This is a genomic window from Oleiphilus sp. HI0086, from assembly GCF_001635225.1.
Genome location: NZ_LWFZ01001156.1, coordinates 1 through 839, shown reverse-complemented (window position 1 = coordinate 839; position 839 = coordinate 1). Strand labels below are relative to the sequence as shown.

2 protein-coding genes are annotated in these 839 nt (G+C 45.3%); both read right to left on the bottom strand.

All coding sequences use genetic code 11. The features are described 5' to 3' along the window. On the bottom strand, positions 1-681 hold a 681-nt coding region (locus A3756_RS20325; RefSeq protein ID WP_068554459.1), incomplete at its 3' end, for an alpha/beta fold hydrolase. Beyond that, a partial coding sequence (locus A3756_RS28055) for an aminotransferase class I/II-fold pyridoxal phosphate-dependent enzyme (RefSeq protein WP_368664604.1) occupies positions 674-839 on the bottom strand: 166 nt, incomplete at its 5' end. The genes A3756_RS28055 and A3756_RS20325, both read right to left, overlap by 8 nt.

The following is an 839-nucleotide window of genomic DNA, read 5'->3' as shown; positions in this document are numbered from 1 at the left end:
CTTTACGCGACATTCGTTAGCTACCGGACTCTCAGCAACTTGATTCTCGATATAGATTGCCAAGTCTTGAGCGATTAGACTGTCATGACTACCTAGAAGCCAATACATTGGAGTTGATATATTTTCCAGGCACTGTCTTAAGTCCAAGCTTTTCAGTAAACCTAAACCAAACTCTAAACTAGATTTTGGCGGCAGCGACTCCACTGTATAAACTAAATGCAGGAACTTTTTGTCCAAGTGTCGGTACTGACTTCCCGATAACAGTAAAAAGGAAAAACGACGAACCAGCTGCGACCACTCTTCAGCCTCAACCAAGCCCTGCAACGAATCAAAGTCTTCAGTTGTGACGCCATAGGGCCAACCATCCTGATTAACGAAACATGGGGTCGATTGAAGAAGAGCCACGCCTTCAACAAATCCCTTACGTAACTTTTCAGAACTATAGTTAGACAAATAGTTAAGAGCCAGCTGACCACCAAGAGACCAAGCTGCAACAAGCGTTCCTGGCTGAACACAGTCGTCAATAGCTCGACTACATTCATCCAAGGATGTCAGACCAGCAAGACTCAAGACATCAATAGAATATCCGTCAAAACCTTCTGCAAAAAAGTCTTCCCACATCGAGGTCGGCGCTGACCAGCCATTCACTAACACAATATGTTGCACAGTTTGCTTAGACATCTGGTGTCACAATACCTAAATCTATCGCCATACTGAGGGCATCGAGCAGTTGCTCAACGTGGGCTAGATCATGATCAGCACTAAAGGTCACACGTAAGCGCGAGGTATTAGCAGGAACAGTAGGAGGACGAATAGCGGTTACCAGTATGCCCTGACTA